The sequence below is a fragment of the Nocardia salmonicida NBRC 13393 genome (assembly GCF_001613085.1).
GTDB lineage: Bacteria > Actinomycetota > Actinomycetes > Mycobacteriales > Mycobacteriaceae > Nocardia > Nocardia salmonicida.
This window is the reverse complement of the sequence record NZ_BDBR01000031.1, coordinates 26,285-44,772: the sequence shown is the minus strand read 5'-3', so window position 1 is coordinate 44,772 and position 18,488 is coordinate 26,285. Positions and strand designations below refer to the sequence as shown.

Genomic DNA, 18,488 nt, shown 5'->3' with positions numbered 1-18,488 from the left:
TCGATCACTCTCAGAGAGGAGCCTTGTGCCCGCGCAGTCCAGCCCGCACGCGCTCCGGCCAACCACTCCATTGTCGACGTCGCTGCAGGCCGTGGCGGACCTCACCGGCGCCACGACGGCGACTCCGGCGTCCGCCGAGGTGCGCGTCACCGGCATCGAGCAACGATCCAACGCGGTGCGCGCCGGTGACCTGTTCGCCGCGTTACCCGGCGCGAACGCGCACGGCGCCCGATTCGCCGCCGACGCGATCGCCAACGGCGCGGTGGCGGTGTTCACCGATGCCGCGGGCGCCGAGCTGATCGGTGACGTCGCGGTACCCGTGCTGGTGCGCGAGCAGCCCCGCGCGGTACTCGGTGAACTCTCCGCCGAGATCTACGGCCATCCCAGCGATCGGCTGCGCATCATCGGCATCACGGGCACCTCCGGCAAGACCACCACCTCGTATCTGGTGGAGGCCGGTCTGGCCGCGGCCGGACTGTCCACCGGGCTGATCGGCACCATCGAGACCCGCATCGGCGGGCAGCGGGTGCCGAGCGCGCTCACCACGCCCGAGGCGCCGCAGTTGCACGCGATGTTCGCCGCGATGGTCGAGCAGGGCGTCGACGCGGTCGTGATGGAGGTGTCGAGCCACGCGCTCGCGCTGGGCCGGGTCGACGGTGTGCGATTCGCGGTCGGCGCGTTCACCAATCTCTCCCAGGATCATCTGGACTTCCACTCCGACTTCGAGGACTACTTCGCGGCGAAACGTCGGCTGTTCGACGCGGATTCGCCGGTCGCCGCGCGCACGACGGTGATCTGCGTCGACGACGAATGGGGCACCCGCCTGGCCGGTGACCTGGTCGAGCCGGTCACCGTGTCGACGACCGGCGCGGCCACCTGGCAGGTCAGCGGCGACATCAAGACCACCGGCGGCGAACAGGAATTCACCGCCGCCGGACCCGACGGCGAACTGACGGTGCGCCTGCGCCTGCCCGGCCGCTACAACGTCGCCAACGCGCTGCTGGCCGTCGCCACCTGTGCCGCGGCCGGCGTCGATCCCGCCGTGGCGGCCCCGGCGCTCGCCGTTGTCGATGTGCCGGGCCGGATGCAGCGCGTCGAGCACGGCCAGGATTTCCTCGCCGTCGTCGACTACGCGCACAAGCCCGCCGCCATCGAATCGGTCGTCACGACCCTGCGTGGCCACCTCACCGAAGCCGGAGTCGGCAGGCTGGCCGTCGTGCTCGGCGCCGGTGGTGACCGTGACGTGGCCAAACGCCCGCTCATGGGCGCCGCGGCGGCCCGTGCCGACCTGCTGATCGTCACCGACGACAACCCACGCACCGAGGACCCGGCGGACATCAGGTCCGCCGTGGTGGCCGGTGCGCACGAACTCCCGGCCACCGACCGCGGCGAGATCCGCGAGATCGGTGACCGCGCGGCGGCCATCGCCGCGGCACTCGACTGGGCGCGTTCGGGCGACGTGGTACTCGTCGCGGGCAAGGGCCACGAGGCGGGGCAGGAGATCAAGGGCGTCAAGCATCCCTTCGACGACCGCGAGGTTGTCGCGGCGGCGCTGGATGCCTTACGGAGACGAGACAGTCCGCACACGGACTCGGAGGACTTGACGGTTTCATGATCGAGATGACACTGCGGGAGATCGCGGACGTCGTCGGCGGCGAGCTGCACGACGTACCCGACCCCCAGGCACTGGTGACCGGTTCGGTCGAATTCGATTCGCGCCGAATCGGTTCCGGCGATCTGTTCCTCGCCCTACCCGGAGCCAACTCCGACGGACACGACTACGCCACCACCGCTGTCGCCGCCGGGGCGGTCGCGGTACTCGCCGCCCGCCCGGTCGGCGTACCCGCGATCGTCGTGGCCCCTGATCTCGGCTCGGTGCCCGCGAGCTCGGTCGCGCTGAGCGCCGACGGTGACGGTTCCGGTGCCGCCGTGCTGGCGGCGCTGGCCGAACTGGCCCGCGTGAGCACCGAGCGGCTGGCCGAACGGACCGGGCTCACCGTCGTCGGCGTCACCGGGTCCTCCGGCAAGACCTCGACCAAAGACCTGCTCGCGGCGGTGCTGGCACCGCTGGGCGCGGTGGTCGCGCCGCCCGGCTCGTTCAACAACGAACTCGGCCACCCGTGGACCGCCCTGCGCGCGGGCACCGACACGAAGTTCCTCGCGCTGGAACTGTCCGCGCGCGGTCGCGGACACATCGCGGAACTGGCCCGCATCGCACCGCCCCGGATCGGCGTGGTGCTCAATGTCGGCACCGCCCACCTCGGGGAATTCGGTAGCCGTGCGGCGATCGCACAGGCCAAGGGCGAGCTGGTCGAAGCACTGCCCGCCGAAGGGCTGGCCGTGCTCAACGCCGACGACCCCAACGTCGCGGCCATGGCATCGCGGACCAAGGCACGCGTGGTGAAGGTCGGCCTGTCCGGCGACGCCGACATCCGCGCCACCGACGTGATCACCGACGACCAGGCCCGCGCCCGTTTCACTCTGCACGCGGCGGGCGAATCGATCCCGATCCAGCTCGCGGTGCACGGCGAACACCAGGTCGGCAACGCCCTGGCCGCCGCGGCGGTCGCCCTCGAATGCGGCGCCGATCTGGCGACTGTGGCCGAGGCGCTGTCCGGCGCCACCGCGGCCTCGGTCCGCCGGATGGATGTGACGACCACTCCCGCGGGCGTCACCGTCATCAACGACTCCTACAACGCCAACCCCGACTCGGTGCGCGCGGCGCTCAAAGCGCTGGTCACCCTCGCGAAGTCGAGCTCGGAACCCCGGCGCAGCTGGGCCGTGCTCGGCGAGATGGGCGAGCTCGGTGACACCTCGGTGATCGAACACGACGCGATCGGACGCCTGGCCGTGCGCCTCGATGTCGACCGATTGATCGTGATCGGCACCGGACGACCCTCCCACGGCATGCACCAGGGAGCGGTGATGGAAGGCTCATGGGGCGAGGAATCGATCCTCGTTCCCGATATCGACGCGGCGATCGCGCTGCTCGACGACGAGATCGCCGCAGGCGATGTGGTACTGGTCAAGGCGTCGAAGGCGGTGGGCCTGTGGGCCGTCGCCGAGCACCTGACCGGGGCAGCGGAAGGTAATACAGCTCGATGAGGCAGATTCTGTTCGCGGCGGGGATCGCACTGGCGGTGTCGATCCTGTTGACGCCGTTGCTGGTTCGGGTGTTCGCCAGGCAGGGCTTCGGCCAGGAGATCCGGGTCGACGGTCCGGCCAGTCACCAGGCCAAGCGCGGTACCCCCACCATGGGTGGCGTCGCGATCCTGATCGGTATGTGGGCGGGCTATCTCGGCTCGCACCTGATCGGTATCGGCTACGACGCGGAGGGTCCGACGGCGTCGGGTCTGCTCGTGCTCGGGCTCACCACCGCGCTCGGCATCGTCGGATTCCTCGACGACTTCATCAAGCTGCGCAAGCAGCGCAACCTCGGACTCTCGGCCGCGGGCAAGTACATCGGGCAGACCGCCGCCGCGGTCATCTTCGCGGTACTGGCCCTGCAGTTCCGCAGCGCCGACGGGCTCGCCCCCGCCAGCAAGCATCTGTCGTATGTGCGCGACTGGAGCACGGTGTCGATGGGCGCGCTCATCTTCGTCGTCTGGGTGCTGTTCCTGGTCGTGGCCTGGTCCAACGCGGTGAACCTCACCGACGGTCTCGACGGTCTCGCGGCCGGTTCGATGAGCCTGCTGCTCGGCGCGTACGTGATCATCACCTTCTGGCAGTACCGCAATTCCTGCTCCACCAACCCGGGCCCCGGCTGCTACGACGTGCGCGACCCGCTCGATCTTGCCCTGGTCTGTGCCGCCGCGGCCGCCGCGTGCATCGGCTTCCTCTGGTGGAACGCCGCGCCCGCGCGCATCTTCATGGGCGACACCGGTTCGCTGGCGCTGGGTGGTCTGATCGCCGGTCTGTCGATCACCACCCGCACCGAGCTGCTGATGGCCGTGATCGGCGCGCTGTTCGTCGCCGAGGCGGCATCGGTGATGCTGCAGGTGGCGGTGTTCCGCACCACGCGCAATCGGTTGTTCAAGATGGCGCCGTTCCACCATCACTTCGAGTTGAGTAAGTGGGCCGAAACCACGGTGATCATCCGGTTCTGGATTTTGGCGGGCATCTCCGCCGCAGTGGGCCTCGGCCTGTTCTACAGCGAATATCTGTCACAGGTCGGGTGAGTAGAGACATGGTCGAACACTCGCCCCGCGCCCTGCGTTCCCCGGGCCCGATGCTCGAATTCCTGCGTGGTCGTGACGTTCTCGTCGCCGGTTGGGGCGTCTCCGGGCGCTCGCTGATCGAACCGCTGCGCGATATCGGCGCGCACCCGGTGGTCACCGACAACGGCGCCAAGGCACTGGCCGAAGCCGCCGAACTCGGACTCGAGATCGCCACCAGCGTCGAACTCGAAGGCGCCGACCTGAGCCGGTTCGCGCTGGTGATCACCAGCCCCGGCTGGCGACCGGATTCGCCGGTGCTGGTCTCCGCGGTCACCGACGGCGTGCCCGTCTGGGGGGACGTCGAATTCGCCTGGTGGGTCGATCAGGCCCGCATCTACGGCCCGGTCCGCAAGTGGCTGGTGATCACCGGCACCAACGGCAAGACCACCACCACCCAGATGACGCACTCGATCCTGCGCGCCGCGGGCATCTCCAGCGTGGCCTGCGGCAATATCGGCCTGCCGATCCTGGACGCACTGCGCCGCAACCCCGGGCCGCAGGTCCTGGCCGTCGAGCTGTCCTCGTTCCAGCTGCACTGGGCGCCGTCGGTGCGACCCGAGGCAGGCGTCGTGCTCAATGTCGCAGAGGATCACCTGGATTGGCACGGCGGTCTCGATGCCTACGCCGCCGCGAAAGCGCGCGCGCTGACCGGTCGGGTCGGCGTCGTCGGCCTCGACGATCCGGTCGCGGGCGCACTGGCCCGTAAAGCCAAGGCCCGCCGCACGGTCGGTTTCCGCATCGGTGTCCCCGCCGACGGTGAGCTGGGCGTGGTCGACGGCAAGCTCCTCGATCGCGCCTTCACCAAGGCCGCGATCCTCGCCGAGACCAGCGACATCAGCCCGCCGGGACCCGCGGGCATCGCCGACGCGCTGGCCGCGTCCGCGCTCACCAGGGCCATCGATGTGGCGCCGCAGTTCGTCAAGGAAGGTCTCGCCGAGCACAAGGTGGGCCCGCACCGCACCGCGTTCGTCCGCGAACTGGGTGGTGTCGAGTTCATCGACGATTCCAAGGCCACCAACCCGCATGCCGCACGCGCCGCGATCATGGCGCACCCGCAGGTGGTGTGGGTGGCTGGTGGTCTGCTCAAGGGCGCCAGTGTCGACGACCTGATCGAGGAGGTCGGTGATCGACTGGTCGGCGCGGTGTTGTTCGGGGCCGACGCGCCGGTGATCGCCGCCGCGATGGCGCGACACGCACCCGAAGTCCCGGTCATCGAGCTGGATGCGGGAGACGATGCAGACATGGAGTCGTCGAGATCCCAGCGAGCCGAGGCGGTCATGGGCCGCGCGGTGCGCGCCGCGGCGGGCCTGGCCGGCGCCGGAGACACCGTCCTGCTCGCGCCCGCGGCCGCTTCCCTGGATATGTACGACGACTACACCCATCGCGGACGCTGTTTCGTGGATGCGGTGACGGCACTGGAAGATGGTGACATCGGGCGGGCGCTGTGACGAAGGCGCGCCCGGCCGACCCGTCGCCCGAAAGGGGGCAGCGTGGGTAAGAGCCGGGGCAGCGTCGACAGCAGCCGGGTCGGGAATAGCGCGGGTGCCACCCGACGCGGTTCGGGGCAACCGAATTGGGCGGGGGAGCGCTTCGGCGCCTGGTTGGCCCGGCCGCTCGCGTCGTTCCATCTGATCGTCACCATCGCGACCCTGCTCACTGTGCTCGGTCTGGTGATGGTGCTGTCGGCGTCGAGCGTCGAGGCCTACGCCGGTGGCGGTTCGGCCTACGCGCTGTTCATCCAGCAGGCCATGTTCGCCGGGCTGGGCGCGATCGCCTTCTACGTGGCGTTGCGGCTGCCGCTGCGGCTGTTGCGGCAGTGGTCGTTTCCGATCTTCAGCATCTCGGTGCTCGCGCTCGTGCTGGTGCTCATCCCCGGCATCGGCTCGATGCACGGTGGCGCGCGGCGCTGGTTCGACATCGGCCCGCTGTCGATCCAGCCGTCCGAAGTGGTCAAGGTGACCCTGGTGGTGTGGGGCGCGCACCTGCTCGCCTCGCGACGCGGTGCGGCGCTCAAGGACATCCTGGTGCCGCTGGTGCCCGCCGGTCTGCTGGTGTGCCTGCTGGTGGTGCTCGAACCGAACCTGTCGACCACCATCGCGCTCGGCATCGTGCTGATGGCGCTGCTGTGGTTCGGCGGGCTGCCGGTGCGGCTGTTCGTCGGGATCATGGTGACCGGCCTGGTGGCAGCGTCGGTGCTGGCGCTGTCGGCCGGCTACCGCTCCGACCGGGTGCGCGCGTTCTTCAACCCCGGTGACGATCCGCAGGGCGCCAACTATCAAGCGCGTCAGGCCAAGTACTCCCTCGCCGACGGTGGCATCTGGGGCCGCGGCCTCGGACAGAGCCGCGCGAAGTGGAGCTACCTGCCCAACTCGCACAACGACTTCATCTTCGCCATCATCGGCGAGGAACTCGGCTTCCTCGGCTGCATGCTGGTGCTGGCGCTGCTGGCGCTGTTCGTCTACGCGGGCATCCGCATCGCGCTGCGCTCGGTCGACCCGTTCCTTCGCCTGCTCACCGCCACCGCCACCACCTGGATCACCGCGCAGGCACTGATCAACATCGGCTATGTCGTGGGGCTGCTGCCGGTGACCGGTCTGCAGTTGCCGTTGGTCTCGGCCGGTGGTTCGTCGCTGGCGATCACGCTGTTCATGTTCGGCATCATCGCCAGCGCCGCCCGGCACGAACCGGAAGCGGTCTCGGCGTTGAAGGCGGGCCAGGACGGCCGACTCAGCAGGCTGCTACGGCTGCCGGTGCCCGAGGTGTACACCCCGCCCGCGCCGCGAAAAGTCGCGCCGCGCCCAAGAACCGAACGCCCACGTCAGGCCCCTCGTCGCCAGCCGCCCGCCGACCGCAGGCGACGCGCGCCGGAGAGCCGCGGCACGAGTTCGCTACGGTCGACACGAGCATGGGAACCGACCTACCCGATGCCACACCGCCCGGTGAAACGGCGGACCGGCGGAGGTGGCGGCGCATGACGCCCGCCTTCGCGAGATCGATTCGAGATAGAGAGAACGAGGTAGATCCAGGTGAGTAACCCGCGATCCGGGTTGTCGGTGATCGTCGCAGGCGGGGGAACCGCAGGCCACATCGAACCCGCGCTGGCTGTCGCCGACGCGCTGCGCAGACTCGACGACTCGATCCGGGTGACCGCCTTGGGTACCGAGCGTGGACTCGAGACGAAACTGGTGCCCGAACGCGGGTACCCGCTGGAACTGATTCCGCCGGTGCCGCTGCCGCGCAAGCCCTCCGCCGATCTGCTGCGACTGCCCGGCCGGGTGCTCGCCTCGGTGAAGGCGACCAGGGCGGTGATCGACGACGTGCAGGCCGACGTGATCATCGGGTTCGGCGGCTACGTCGCGCTACCCGCGTATCTTGCCGCGCGCGGCGGGTTGTTCGGTCGTAAGCGCAAGGTGCCGGTGATCGTGCACGAGGCCAATGCGAAGGCCGGTATCGCCAACAAGGTCGGCGCGAAACTCGCGGCGAAAGTGCTCGCCGCCGTTCCGGATTCCGGGCTGACGGGCGCGCAGGTCGTCGGCATTCCGGTGCGCGCCTCCATCACCGAACTCGACCGTGCCGCTTTGCGCGCGGAAGCTCGCGCGCACTTCGGACTGCCTGCCGAGGGGCCGGTGCTGCTGGTGTTCGGTGGCTCGCAGGGCGCGCGCAGCCTCAACGAGGCCGTCTCCGGCGCCGCACCGCAACTCGCGGCCGCCGGCGTCTCGGTGCTGCACGCGCACGGGCCCAAGAACAGCGTGGAGGTGAGCACCGCCGACGCGCCGGCGCCGTATGTGGCGGTGCCCTACCTGTCGCGGATGGACTTGGCCTACGCCGCCGCCGACGCGGTGGTGTGCCGATCCGGCGCGATGACCGTGGCCGAGGTGTCGGCGGTCGGACTTCCCGCCTTCTACGTGCCGCTGCCGCACGGCAACGGCGAACAGGAATTCAACGCCCGACCAGTGGTCGCGCAGGGCGGTGGCACAATTGTGGCCGACGCCGAGCTGACCCCGAAATACGTGATCGATGAGGTGATTCCGCTGCTGCTCGACCCCGCTCGACTCGCGCAGATGAGCCGCGCCGCCGCAGGCGCAGGCCATCGCGACGCCGCCGACACGGTGGCCAGGATCGTCACCGAGGTCGCCCGATGAGCAAGCCGGAACAGGAGATCGGGGAGTCCACCGGCGCGGCCCTGCCCCCCGAACTCCAACGCGTGCACATGGTCGGCATCGGCGGTGCAGGCATGTCCGGTATCGCGCGCATCCTGCTCTCGCGCGGCGGGCAGGTCTCCGGTTCCGATGCCCGCGAGAGCCGCGGTGTGTTGTCGCTGCGGGCTCGCGGCGCCGAGGTCCGCATCGGCCACGCCGCCGACGCGCTCGATCTGCTGCCCGGCGGCCCGACGGTCGTCGTCACCACCTATGCCGCCATCCCGAAGACCAACCCCGAACTGGTCGAGGCGAATCGGCGCGACATCCCCGTGCTGATGCGTCCGACCGTGCTCGCCGCGCTGATGCGCGGGCACCGGACCCTGCTGGTCTCCGGCACCCACGGCAAGACCTCGACCACCTCGATGCTGATCGTCACGTTGCAGCACTGCGGCGCCGATCCGTCGTTCGCGGTCGGCGGCGAGCTCAACGAGGCGGGCACCAACGCCCACCACGGCAGCGGTGACATCTTCGTCGCCGAGGCCGACGAGTCCGACGGCTCACTGCTGCAATACGACCCGGACGTCGCCGTGGTCACCAATATCGAATCCGATCACCTCGACTACTTCGGCACCGACGAGGCCTACATCCAGGTCTTCGACGACTTCGCCGACCGGCTCGCCCCCGGCGGTCTGCTGGTGGTGTGCCTCGACGATCCCGGCTCGCTCGCGTTGGCCCAGCGGGTCGCACCGCGCATGGCCGAACGCGGGATCGAGGTTCTCGGTTACGGCTCCGGCGATCTGGCCGACGCTCCCGTGCCGGTCGGCGCCCGGCTGATCGACTGGCAACCGCGGGACGTGGGCGGCATCGTCGAGTTCCAGCTCGACGGCGAGACGGTGCCGCGGTCGTTGCGACTGTCGGTGCCCGGCAGGCACATGGCGCTCAACGCGCTGGCGGCGCTGCTGGCCGCCCGCGCGACCGGCGCCGATATCGACGAGATCGTGCAGGGCCTGGAGGGATTCGGCGGCGTGCATCGCCGGTTCCAGTTCACCGGTCGGGAAAACGGGGTGCGTGTCTTCGACGATTACGCCCACCACCCGACCGAGGTCCGCGCGGTGCTCGAGGCCGCCGCCCAACTGGTCGCCCAGGAAGCGCGTGACGGCGCCCGCCTGCAGCGCGGCCGGGTGATCGTGGTGTTCCAGCCGCATCTCTACAGCCGCACCGCCACTTTCGCCACGGAGTTCGGCGCCGCGTTGAGCTTGGCCGACGAGGTGGTCGTGCTCGACGTCTACGGCGCCCGTGAAGACCCGCTGCCCGGCGTCAACGGCGCGCTGGTCGCCCAGTCGGTGACCGAACCCGTGCACTACCAGCCGGATATGTCCAAGGTCGGCAAGCAGGTCGCCGGGCTCGCGGGCGACGGCGACGTCGTGATCACCATGGGCGCGGGCGATGTCACGATGCTCGGCAGCCAGATCCTCGACGGCCTGCGGGCCAGGCCGCAGCAGGGCGGCCGGTGAGATTGCCGATGCCCGCCGCGCGCGGGTGGCACGGCTACCGTCTCTGGACGGTGGTCGGGGTGGTCGTGGTGACCCTGCTGGTGGCACTGGCCTGGTTCACCCCGGCCCTGTCGGTGCGCACCGTGCGCATCGACGGCCTGTCGGCGGTGCCGGACGCCGAGGTGCGAGGCCGACTCGAAATTCCTGACGGCCGTTCGATGTTACGGATCGATACCACCGCGATCGCCCAGCGCGTGGCCGCGATCCCGAAGGTGCGCTCGGTCAGAGTGCAGCGTAAATTCCCCTCGACAGTGCTGGTCACGGTCGTGGAGCGAACCCCGGTGGTGTATTTCGAGGCCCCGGACGGCGCCCACCTGATCGACGCCGAGAGCGTCGAATTCGCGATCGAGCCCGAACAGCCCATCGGGGTGCCGAAACTGCTCACCGAGGGCTCGTTCACCGGGCCCGCGGCGGCCAGGGCGGCGGTCGATGTGCTGGTCACCCTGCCGCCCGCCCTGTCGGTGCAGGTGGGCGAGGTTGTCGCACGGTCGATTTCGGACGTCTCGCTGAGCCTTCGCGATGGCAGGAAGGTAGTGTGGGGCGGCACGGGCGACGGCGAGCGCAAAGCTGCCGTCGTGTTGCCGCTACTGACCCGTGAGGGGACCGTGTTCGACGTTTCGAGTCCGAATCTGGTCACGGTAAAGTGAGCGACATTCTTTGTGGCACAAGATTCTGGCTCTCATCTCGGCGCGCCTGCGCCGCGATCGCAGTGGCTGCGAATAGCGTTCCGCAGCAGTCGGATACTTGACATAACGCCAACCCTATGGTTGAGGTTGAGGGTTTAAGATCGAAGGAAGGCGAGAGCCCATGACGCCCCCGCACAACTACCTTGCAGTGATCAAGGTCGTCGGTATCGGCGGCGGCGGCGTGAACGCCGTCAACCGAATGATCGAACAAGGACTCAAGGGAGTCGAGTTCATCGCGGTCAATACCGACGCGCAAGCCCTGCTGATGAGCGATGCCGACGTCAAACTCGATGTCGGCCGCGAACTCACCCGAGGACTCGGAGCCGGAGCCGATCCGGAAGTCGGCCGCAAGGCCGCCGAGGACCACAAGGACGAGATCGAAGAGGTGCTCAAGGGCGCCGACATGGTCTTCGTCACGGCAGGCGAGGGAGGTGGCACCGGTACCGGTGGCGCCCCTGTCGTCGCCAGTATCGCCCGAAAATTGGGCGCCCTGACTATAGGGGTCGTCACCCGGCCGTTCTCTTTCGAGGGCAAGCGGCGCGGGAACCAGGCCGAAGTAGGGATCAACCTGCTTCGCGAGTCGTGCGACACCCTCATCGTCATTCCGAACGACCGGCTGCTGCAGCTGGGCGACGCGGCGGTGAGTCTGATGGACGCCTTCCGCTCCGCGGATGAGGTGCTGCTCAACGGTGTTCAGGGTATTACCGACCTGATCACCACCCCCGGTCTGATCAACGTCGACTTCGCCGACGTCAAGAGCGTGATGTCGGGTGCCGGATCGGCACTCATGGGCATCGGCTCGGCGCGTGGTGAGGGTCGTTCGGTGAAGGCGGCCGAGACGGCGATCAATTCGCCGCTGCTCGAAGCCTCCATGGATGGTGCGCACGGCGTGCTGCTCTCGATCGCGGGCGGTTCCGATCTCGGCCTGTTCGAGATCAACGAGGCGGCCTCGCTGGTGCAGGAGGCGGCCCACATCGAGGCCAACATCATCTTCGGTACGGTCATCGACGATTCGCTCGGCGACGAGGTGCGGGTCACCGTCATCGCCGCGGGCTTCGACGGTGGCGGCCCGTCTCGACGCAATACCGAGACCAGCGCGGTCACCACCAGCCGGACCGGGTCGAACCCGATCGGTTCGGGTCGCGCGGGCGAGATCGGCCAAGGACGTCCGTCCGAGGCGCCGTCGCGTCCCACCGAGCCCGCCACGGCCGGGGTGTCCAGTGGTCGGGCCGCGGCGCCGAACTACCGCGATACCGAGCGGTACCGGGAGTCGGAGCGTCAGCGGGTGACGGAGGCGGCCATGAACCGCGTCAACAACCCGGAAGTGCACGAAGGCGACGACGACGACGAGATCAACGTCCCGGACTTCATGCGTCGATAAGCATTCGCAGACACGAAAGCGCCCGAACTCCTGTCGAGTCCGGGCGCTTTCGCGTTGTGCGGGGGATCAGCCCTTGGCGCTGCCGAGGCAATAAGTGATCTTCGGATCGTTGACCACGAGCACCTGGTCGGCGTCTTCGCCACACAGCTGCTCGTCGACCTGACCGTCGACGCGGGTGACGACCTTGAAGCTGGCGTCGGAGGCGGTGCACGGCACGAACTTGTAGCCGGTCATCATGCCCTCGTTGTAACAGCTGCCCTCTTTGAAGTTCGGGGCGAGACAGAGGAACGCCACCGTGCCGCCGCTGCCGAAGGTCTCCTCGTAGGAGGTGTAGTCCTCGTGGCACTCGACCTTCTTGTCGTGGACCTGCACGACCTGGTAAACAGCGTTCTCGGCCGAGCAGGCGACCGGCTCGGTCTTGGAGTCGATGATCGACGCCGAGATCACGTTGATGCACTCACCGACCTTCGAGCGGGCGGTGTCGGACTTGCTCGCGTCCTTGGCCACCTCGGAGACCTTGTCGATGGCCGAGCAACCCGCGGCACCGAGTGCCGTGACCGCCAGCAGCGCGAGCGAGAACCGCGAAACCATGCCCTTGCCGGTGAACGTCATGCGAACCTTCTTTCTGCAGAACCTCACCGCGGACCCTTCGGCGGTGTAGGCCCCGATCACCCAACCTCACCCCGAGCCGCCGAGCATCCGGGAAACCACGGTAATTCCGGGTAGGTGGCACCGTTATGCTCTGATCCGGCCGTTCACGGCCGATTTCGCCAGTGAGCTACGGAGTGTCATGTTCGAACGCGCATTCGTCGGCCGCGCCGCCGAACTCGCCGCACTGACCACGACTTTCACCGGCCCCGACGCACCCTGGTTGCTGCTGGTCGACGGTCCGGCCGGAATCGGCAAGTCTCGCTTGATCGCCGAGTTCGTCGGCGCCGCCCGCTGTCGAGTGCTGATGGTCACCGGCACCGAAGACGCCAGGGCCCAACCGCGCTACCTCGCCGACGACATCGTCGAGCAGTTGGACGAGAGCCCGGTCGACGCCGACGAGGCACCGGCCGCACCGGAATTCGCCGCGCTGGACAGCAGTGAGATCGCGCCATCGGCGCCCGACGGTGCCGACTTGGCTCGCCGGGTGCGACGTGCGCTCGGCGCGAAGGAGACCCTGCTCGTCGTCGACGACCTCCAATGGTCGGACCTCGAATCGTTGCGGTTGCTGAACTTTCTGATTCGCAACCGCCCCGCCCGCGGATTCCGGCTGCTGCTCGCCTTCCGCGAAAATAGTTGCCCGCCGTCGATCGCCCGGTTGGTGCGGGCGCCGCGGGTGCGGACCGTGCAGGTGCGGGTTCCGCCGTTCACCGAAGCCGATGTCGACGGTCTGCTGCCGGGGGAGGATCCGCGTCGGCGGGCCAGACTGTTGAGTGCCTCCCATGGCAATCCGCTGTATCTGACGCTGCTCGCCGATCTACCCGACCGCGAATTGGACCGGGCGCTGCGCGGGGAGGAACCCGACCCCGCGTCGAACGACTTCGCGGCGCTGGATCGGACGATCCGCGCCGAACTGGCCCAGCTCCCGGAAACCGAGCGGCTGGTCGCGCAGGCCATCGCGGTGTGCGGGGTGCCACCCGATTTCGAACTACTGTGCGCGACAGCTGCTCTCCCGGAGTCCGTGGTGGTCGCGGCGGTGGACGGCCTGGTCGGGCGCGGCGTGGTCGGTGTGGGCGACGGCGCGGTGACGTTCGCCCATCCGCTGATCCGCACCGCCGCCTATCGCGTTTCCGGCCACGCATGGCGAGCGATGGCCCACCGCCGGGCCGCCCTCGCACTGCGGGCCCGCGACGCGTCGATGCCCTCGCGCGCACGCCATCTCGAGCACGCGCTCCTCGGCGCGGACGAGATCGCGGGCGCGGAACTGCGACTGGCCGCCGAGCAGGTGCTCGCCGACGCACCGGCGGCGAGCGCGCGCTGGCTCTCGGCCGCCGCGCGCGTCGCCCCCGCGACCGACGACCCACTCGCCGAAGCTCTGGCACTCGGCCGGGCCCAGTTGCTGTCCGGTGCGGCCGCGCAGGCCGGGGAGACCCTCGAACCGGCGGCGGCCACCGCGGGCAGGCACCAACTGGAGGCGCTGCTGCTGTCGGCCCGGTGCGCGCGCATGCTCGGCCGCGTAGATCAGGCACGAACACTGCTCGCCCACGGTGCGACACTGCCTCGCCGCCCCGGTGACGGACCGGTGCAACTGGAACTCGCGATCCTGGAAACGCAGGACCACCAGGACTCCGAAGGCCGAGCCCGCCTCACCGCCCTGTTCGACTCCGATGCCATCGACGACCCGGCCGTGCGCGCCGCCGCGACCGCCCTGCGCTGCCTCGGGCTGCTCGCCGACGCGCGAATCGTCGAGGCAGCGCAGCTCTACGACCCCTGCGACCGTGCCTTCGGCCGGCTCACCGACACCGCCCTGCGCGAAGTCGTCCACGCCGCTCCCGTGTTCGGCTGGTGCGCGTACTTCCTCGACCGCGACGCGAGCGGCCTCCGTCAGCTGGATCGCGCGATCGCGGTGAGCCGCCGCTTCGGCCGCACCTACGCCCTCGCCGAACTCCACACCGTCCGTGCCTACTGCCTGGCCAAACTCGGCCGCCTCACCGACGCCATCGCCGCCGCCGACGAAGCCACCGATGCCGCGACCACCTTCCACTACCCCGACCTGCTCTCTTTCGCCGGCGCACTGAAACTGCGCACCCTGCAACTGACCGCTGCGCCCGCAGCGGTCGCCGTCCAGTGGCACACCGTCGCCGCCCTCCCACGCCCCACCATGCGCTGGTGGCGACAAGTCGTGGAGACAACCCTCTCCGATACCGCCCCAGCCCTTCCCGGCCCGATGCCCCCCGAGGACCGCCAGGGTCCTCTCCACCCGACCCACCTCTCCCGAGCGGCCCACGCCGCGATTGTCACCGGCGATCTCTCGACCGCCGACGCCTTGATCACCCGAGCCGAAGCAGCCGCCGCGGCGACCGTCACCACCCACGGCGCCCGCCCTACACACATCCCCGACGCATCTGTCCCGATCGGTGACGCGATTGTGAACGCGGAGTCGCCACTGGCAGCGGACGAGCCCCCGAACACAGGCATCGAGCCGGAGCTCGTCTCCTGTATCACCGGTGACCCTGCTGCCCCCGATGGAGCGCCCCCGAGTCGGGCAGTCGACGGACTCGGCAGCCAAGTCGGCGCGGCAGCCTTGGCACGCGCCGACTATGCCGCGGCCATCGGCGATACCGCGGCAGCGGCCGCGGCCGCCGAGATGGCGATCGCGGCGTTCGCGCGCGCCGGGATGGTGGTGCACCGTGCGCAAGCCGAGTTGTTCGCCGGTGCGATCGCGGGCAGACGCGGTGATTTCGGCCAGGCGACCAGCCGATTCGCCGCCGCCCGTGCGACTTTCACCGAGACCGGCGCCATCCGCCTGCTCGACGAGGTGACGACCGCGCAGCGCAGGCTCGCAGGCGCCCAGCGAGTCGGCGCGCCGGCCGCCCTGACCAGGCGCGAGCGCGAGGTCGCCGAATTGGCCGCCCACGGCCACACGAACAAGGCCATCGCCGAGCACCTCTACCTCAGCCCCCGCACCGTCGAGGACCATCTCGGCCGGGTCCTGCGCAAACTGGGACTGACCGGCCGCGCGGGCATCGCACGCAGGCTCGGCGATCTCGACGGCGCCGATTCGTCCGCGTGATCGGCGGACTTCCTACCCGGGTTGACCGACGTCACGCCGGGCGCGGACCGCGCGACCTCACAACGGCACTACGCTCGAACACATGACTTCCGCACCTCCTACCGTGACCGTTCGCCGGGTGACCACCACCCGCACCGGTGGCTTCTCCGCCGCGCCCTACGACTCGTTCAACCTGGGTGACCACGTCGGTGACGATCCGGAAGCTGTGCGCCGCAACAGGGTTCGGCTGGCAGAAGGTATCGGCCTCACCCCTGATCGGTTGGTGTGGATGGAGCAGGTGCACGGGCGCACCGTCGAGATCGTCGACGGCCCCAGCGCCGAACCGGTACCGGTGACCGACGCACTGGTCACGACCGTGCCGGGACTGGCGCTGGTGGTGCTCACCGCCGATTGTGTGCCGATCCTGCTCTCCGACGACGAGGCGGGCGTCATCGCCGCCGTCCACGCGGGGCGCATCGGCGCCCGGATAGGCATCGTGCCGCGCGTGCTCGACGCGATGGTCTCGGTCGGCGCCCGCGTCGACCGCATCGGCGCCTTCCTCGGCCCCGCCGCCTCGGGCCGCCAATACGAAGTCCCCGCCGCCATGCGCGCCGACGTCGAAGCCCACCTACCCGGCAGCGCGACCACCACCGTCCGAAAGACCCCCGGTATCGACCTGCGGGCGGGTATCCGCCGACAGCTCACCGAGGCGGGTGTCAGCGGAATCGCGGTTGACCCACGCTGCACCATCGAGGACAAAACCCTGTTCAGCCACCGCCGGGGCGCACCCACCGGCCGCATCGCCGGTGTGATCTGGATGGACTCCGCCGCATGACCGAAACGGGACGCGCCGCGGAGCTCTCAGCTCGTCTCGACGGCTTGCTCGCCCGCATCGACGCCGCCGTCGAATCGGCGGGTCGTCCGCCGGGTTCGGTCAGCCTTCTCCCGGTGACGAAGTTCTTTCCCGCCACCGACGTCGCCATCCTGCACGCTCTCGGCCGACGCGAATTCGGCGAGTCCCGCGAGCAGGAAGCCTCCGCGAAGGTCGATCAGCTCGGCTACGACGACGTCGAATGGCACATGATCGGCCGTTTACAACGCAACAAGGCACGCGCGGTGGCGCGGTGGGCGCACACCGTGGCTTCGGTCGACAGCGAACGGCTGGCAAACGCTCTCGACCGTGCCGCGCAGGACGCACTGGCAGCCGGCGAGCGTATCGCGCCGCTGCGGGTGCTGCTGCAGGTGAGCTTGGACGCCGACCCCGGACGCGGGGGTGTCGCACCGGCCGATCTGCTCTCCCTGGCCGACCTGGTAGCGAAGGCGCCCGGCCTGCATCTGGCCGGTCTGATGGCGATTCCGCCCCTTGACGTCCCGAGTCATGTGTCGTTTGCGAATCTTGCGACATTGCACACTTCGCTGCTTGCGCAACACGCCGAGGCCACCGACCTTTCTGCAGGTATGTCGGGTGATTTGGAGATTGCGGTCGAACACGGTTCGACGTGTGTGCGTGTCGGAACCGCCTTGATGGGCGCCCGACCGATAACCTCGGCGTAGCAAAGAAACCTCACCAGTCACATTCGACACATACGATTGGGCTGAAGAGGCGCTGAGCAAGAACTTCAACACCCGGCCGCCACCGGGGCCGAAGGAAGGTCGACCAGATGAGTACCCTGCATAAGTTCAAGGCGTACTTCGGCATGGTTCCGCTCGATGAGTACGAAGACGACTACGTCGACGATCATGCCCCTCGCGGCGCGGAGGAGCGCGCGGGTCGCGTCCGCCCGCGCAGCTACGACCGTTATGCCGAAGACCGGTACGGCTCCGACCGTTTCGAGGACGAGGCCGACGACTTCCCACAGCCGGCGTACAAGTCGGCCTACCAGGCGCGTCGTGACGACTATGTCGCCGACACCTACGCCGACGATCGCTATGAGACGCCGCGTCGCCCCACCAGGATCGAAACGGCGCCGTCGTCGGGCCGGTCCTTCCGGGCAGGCGGCGTCGCACCCGGTATGCGCGGCTCCACTCGTGGTGCGCTCGCGGTCGATCCCGACGCCGAGGAGCGCAGGCTGGAGGAGCGCATGCGCCCCGAGCCCGCGCCCGCGCGGCGTCCTGGGATCTTCGAGGACGGAGGTCCCTTGTCCAAGATCACCACGCTGCGTCCACGCGACTACGGCGAGGCCAGGATCATCGGTGAACGGTTCCGTGAAGGGAATCCGGTCATCATGGACCTGGTCGACCTGAGCAATGCCGATGCCAAAAGGCTGGTCGATTTCGCGGCCGGACTCGCTTTCGCGCTGCGTGGTTCGTTCGACAAGGTAGCGACGAAGGTGTTCCTGCTCTCACCGGCCGACGTCGACGTATCAGCGGAAGAACGCCGCCGTATCGCCGAAAACGGCTTCTACAACCAGAAATAGACAACACACACCCGATGCCGAGATGGCCGCCCGCGCACTGCGCGGCGCGGCCATTTTGCACCCTGCCGATTTTGCGGCAGAGTGAAGCCGTGGCCCTGTTCGCGGTTCTGTACCTCGTGCTTTTCATCTTCTGGCTGTTGCTCATCAGTCGGGTGATCGTCGAGTTCATTCGCAGTTTCGCGCGCGACTGGCGCCCGACCGGTGTAGTGGTGATCGTCTTAGAGGTGATCTTCACTGTTACCGACCCTCCGGTGAAACTTCTGAGGCGGTTGATACCTCCTGTGAATCTTGGGGGGATTCGTCTCGATCTTTCGATAATGGTCCTGCTCTTCCTCGTCTTCATCCTGATGTCGATCGTGGGTAGGCTCGGGCAGCCCGTGACCTCCGTGTGACAC

General features: G+C 69.0%; 15 protein-coding genes. 14 read left to right on the top strand and 1 reads right to left on the bottom strand.

The window, feature by feature from the left end; translation table 11 throughout:
• Positions 1 to 25 precede the first annotated feature (25 nt).
• From NS1_RS26010 to ftsZ, 9 genes are all read left to right on the top strand, one after another.
• Positions 26 to 1,615 carry a UDP-N-acetylmuramoyl-L-alanyl-D-glutamate--2,6-diaminopimelate ligase gene (locus NS1_RS26010; RefSeq protein ID WP_062988619.1) on the top strand — a complete coding sequence of 530 codons (1,590 nt, stop codon included), beginning with the start codon at positions 26 to 28 and terminating at the stop codon, positions 1,613 to 1,615.
• A complete protein-coding gene (locus NS1_RS26005; protein WP_062988617.1) occupies positions 1,612 to 3,105 on the top strand; it encodes a UDP-N-acetylmuramoyl-tripeptide--D-alanyl-D-alanine ligase in 1,494 nt (497 codons plus the stop codon). Before NS1_RS26010 ends, NS1_RS26005 begins: the two co-directional genes overlap by 4 nt.
• Positions 3,102 to 4,178: a phospho-N-acetylmuramoyl-pentapeptide-transferase gene (mraY, locus tag NS1_RS26000; protein ID WP_062988615.1), complete on the top strand. Its 1,077-nt coding sequence runs from the start codon at positions 3,102 to 3,104 to the stop codon at positions 4,176 to 4,178. Before NS1_RS26005 ends, mraY begins: the two co-directional genes overlap by 4 nt.
• Before the next feature lie 50 nt (positions 4,179 to 4,228).
• Positions 4,229 to 5,665, top strand: a complete 1,437-nt coding sequence (murD, locus tag NS1_RS25995; protein ID WP_062988613.1) for a UDP-N-acetylmuramoyl-L-alanine--D-glutamate ligase — start codon at positions 4,229 to 4,231, stop codon at positions 5,663 to 5,665.
• Positions 5,666 to 5,818: 153 nt separating this feature from the next.
• Positions 5,819 to 7,192, top strand: coding sequence for a putative lipid II flippase FtsW (gene ftsW / locus NS1_RS25990; RefSeq protein ID WP_062988611.1), 1,374 nt, complete (start codon positions 5,819 to 5,821; stop codon positions 7,190 to 7,192).
• A gap of 51 nt (positions 7,193 to 7,243) precedes the next feature.
• Complete coding sequence (gene murG / locus NS1_RS25985; protein ID WP_062988609.1) at positions 7,244 to 8,359, top strand: undecaprenyldiphospho-muramoylpentapeptide beta-N-acetylglucosaminyltransferase; 1,116 nt, start codon at positions 7,244 to 7,246, stop codon at positions 8,357 to 8,359.
• Positions 8,356 to 9,870, top strand: a complete 1,515-nt coding sequence (gene murC, locus NS1_RS25980; protein WP_062988608.1) for a UDP-N-acetylmuramate--L-alanine ligase — start codon at positions 8,356 to 8,358, stop codon at positions 9,868 to 9,870. Before murG ends, murC begins: the two co-directional genes overlap by 4 nt.
• Positions 9,871 to 9,878: 8 nt before the next feature.
• Positions 9,879 to 10,556 carry a cell division protein FtsQ/DivIB gene (locus NS1_RS25975; RefSeq protein ID WP_062988732.1) on the top strand — a complete coding sequence of 226 codons (678 nt, stop codon included), beginning with the start codon at positions 9,879 to 9,881 and terminating at the stop codon, positions 10,554 to 10,556.
• A gap of 160 nt (positions 10,557 to 10,716) precedes the next feature.
• Complete coding sequence (ftsZ, locus tag NS1_RS25970) at positions 10,717 to 11,976, top strand: cell division protein FtsZ (protein WP_056816448.1); 1,260 nt, start codon at positions 10,717 to 10,719, stop codon at positions 11,974 to 11,976.
• Between the two features lie 66 nt (positions 11,977 to 12,042).
• On the opposite strand, the gene NS1_RS25965 is transcribed toward ftsZ, so the two are convergent.
• Entirely contained in the window at positions 12,043 to 12,588 is a 546-nt protein-coding gene (locus NS1_RS25965) for an LppU/SCO3897 family protein (RefSeq protein WP_062988730.1), read from the bottom strand.
• Between the two features lie 178 nt (positions 12,589 to 12,766).
• Here NS1_RS25965 and NS1_RS25960 point away from each other — a divergent pair, with 178 nt between their 5' ends.
• From NS1_RS25960 to NS1_RS25940, 5 genes are all read left to right on the top strand, one after another.
• On the top strand, positions 12,767 to 15,697 hold the full coding sequence (locus tag NS1_RS25960) for a helix-turn-helix transcriptional regulator (protein WP_062988605.1): 2,931 nt from the start codon (positions 12,767 to 12,769) through the stop codon (positions 15,695 to 15,697).
• An 82-nt stretch (positions 15,698 to 15,779) separates the two neighbouring features.
• On the top strand, positions 15,780 to 16,511 hold the full coding sequence (pgeF, locus tag NS1_RS25955) for a peptidoglycan editing factor PgeF (RefSeq protein ID WP_062988603.1): 732 nt from the start codon (positions 15,780 to 15,782) through the stop codon (positions 16,509 to 16,511).
• Entirely contained in the window at positions 16,508 to 17,230 is a 723-nt protein-coding gene (locus NS1_RS25950; protein ID WP_062988601.1) for a YggS family pyridoxal phosphate-dependent enzyme, read from the top strand. Before pgeF ends, NS1_RS25950 begins: the two co-directional genes overlap by 4 nt.
• A 107-nt stretch (positions 17,231 to 17,337) precedes the next feature.
• Positions 17,338 to 18,093: a cell division protein SepF gene (locus NS1_RS25945; RefSeq protein WP_056816438.1), complete on the top strand. Its 756-nt coding sequence runs from the start codon at positions 17,338 to 17,340 to the stop codon at positions 18,091 to 18,093.
• A gap of 89 nt (positions 18,094 to 18,182) precedes the next feature.
• Positions 18,183 to 18,485: a YggT family protein gene (locus tag NS1_RS25940; RefSeq protein WP_056816435.1), complete on the top strand. Its 303-nt coding sequence runs from the start codon at positions 18,183 to 18,185 to the stop codon at positions 18,483 to 18,485.
• Positions 18,486 to 18,488: the final 3 nt, after the last annotated feature.